We start from the raw sequence: 2,222 nt of genomic DNA, 5'->3' as shown, positions 1-2,222 counted from the left end.
ATTTAATTCATGGAGGTACAAGAGAATGGCCAAACTTTCAGCTTGTGTAATTGTTAAAAATGAAGCAAACAATATTACCCGCTGTCTCCAAAGCATAAATACCATCGCAAACGAAATCATTGTTGTTGATACCGGCTCCACCGATGACACTGTTAACCTTGCCGAATCGCTGGGAGCCACAGTTTTCCACTATCAATGGAAAAACAATTTTGCTGCTGCCCGTAATTATGCCCTGGAACAAGCTAAAGGAGACTGGATCATTTTTTTAGATGCAGATGAGTACATAGTAGCTGATAAAATCGTCAATGTGTATCCTCTTATTGATAGAATCCATGGCAACCGTAAATTTGATGCCATAGCTTGTCCAATGGAGCACACCGACGGGGTTGACGGCCCATTAAAAGGACGTGACCGGACGGTCCGGATATTCCGCAATTCCCGTGCTATTCGTTACAAAGGAAGAATTCATGAATCGATCTTTAAACACGATAAATCGGTAAGTGCGCTTTACGCGCCGGAAACATTACTCGTTATACGACATACAGGTTATATCACCCCGAAAATTGCCGACAAAGTCACCCGAAATCATCAATTATTGGAAGAAGAGTTAGCCAGTGGCGATATTAATAGTTATACCTATCACTATCTTAGCCACTCATACTGGCTTCAAAGGCAATACGCCAAGGCTATCGATTTTGCATACAAAGCTCTTGATGATGGCCGGGTACTAAAATCAACATTTGCCTATCGGCCCTATTTGATCTTAATGCAAAGCATGATGCGATTAGCTGACTATGGTCCGGAAGCCATCGAACCACTTCTTGACACCGCATTGCAAAAGTATTCTCACCACCCGGAGATATTACGGTGTCAAGGTAATTATCTCAAAAAATCCGGACATTATGCAGCAGCCCTTAACGCATTATTACAGTCGCTCAGCGCGAACGAATGTTATAATGACCCAACCTTAGCTAATGATTTTTTTATGGACATCGCTCGGGTTCATAGTGACATCGCAGCCATATATGACAAAATGGGCAATTCCGCTAAAGCACTTGAGCACTATTTACAGTCATTAAAAAACACCAGCCACAGCACAGTAGCATTTGATGGCCTGATTTCCGTTGTGCGTACGCAAAAGGCCGCTGATATCATTTGTCTTCTCAATAGTATCTATAGCAACCATAATGAAAAAGACATTTACTTTTTAGTTGTCCGGTTGGCGGCATTGAAACTAAAACAAGTTTTTATCTACTACGAAAAAATCTTATCTGAGCAATTTGACTGCCAGGGTTTTACTGGTATGAAATTCTTTGTAAACGGTAATTTCCATCCGGCATTTCAGCTATTTACCGCTGCGGTCCGCGACAATGGTAATCATCAATCAGAATTATTAGCGGTAGTTTCAGCCCTACTCGCCGATCAGCCGGAATGGCTTGATGCATTACAACCGCAATTACCGTCTTCTTACCAACAACTTGCTGCTGCCTATTGCTTACAGAACGGGAACAGTCCATTATCTCCAGAAATTTTTCCCTGCTACTTAAATCTGGTGGAAAACTTTTCTTATATCAGCAGCCAGAGCCAGCTAAATAGACTGCTGCAAATAGGAATGCAATTTAATCTGGAGACAGCTCCGGAACAAATTGCCGATGTTCTTTTAAGACAGTACTTATACCGTGATGCCCTTAACCTATTAATGTACCAGCTAAACAGGTCCGACTTAGAGCCAATTTCATTGAGAATGCTGTATTGCAAGGCAGGTTTTTGCTGCTATAAACTAAGAAAATATAATGAAGCTGTAGACTTATTTACCAAAGCCGTGGAGTACAGGCCAGTCACAGGCGAGGTCACGGAGTATTTGTCATGGTCTTATCAACAATGCAACAATGCTGCAATTAGGGATAAAATTGTAGCATTGCAAATCAAGTTATCAGCATTGGAGGCTTCTAACCACAGTTCTAACGATTACGCTGAAGATAAAATTAACGCGGTAGAAGCCAGTAGTCCGCTTAATAATTCGGACCCCATATGCCCTAAACGAATTTTAATTGGTAGCCCGATACACCAGAAACCAGTTATCTTACGAGAATTTTTAAACTCACTCAGCAGATTAAATACTCAAGGTATCGAAATTGCTTATTTATTTGTAGACGATAACATTATTGAGGAATCCAGTAAAATACTACAAGATTTTAAATCTATTAATAAGAATGTAACCA

General features: G+C 40.7%; 1 protein-coding gene. It reads left to right on the top strand.

The genetic code is table 11. The features are described from left to right. Positions 1-25: 25 nt before the first annotated feature. Positions 26-2,222, top strand: a 2,197-nt coding sequence (locus VN379_RS01710; RefSeq protein WP_325530161.1) for a glycosyltransferase family 2 protein, incomplete at its 3' end; no start/stop codon positions are given.

This window comes from Sporomusa sp., assembly GCF_035561255.1.
In the GTDB taxonomy this organism is placed as follows: domain Bacteria; phylum Bacillota; class Negativicutes; order Sporomusales; family Sporomusaceae; genus Sporomusa.
The sequence above is the reverse complement of the archived record's forward strand: the minus strand, read 5'-3'. Positions and strand labels throughout refer to the sequence as shown.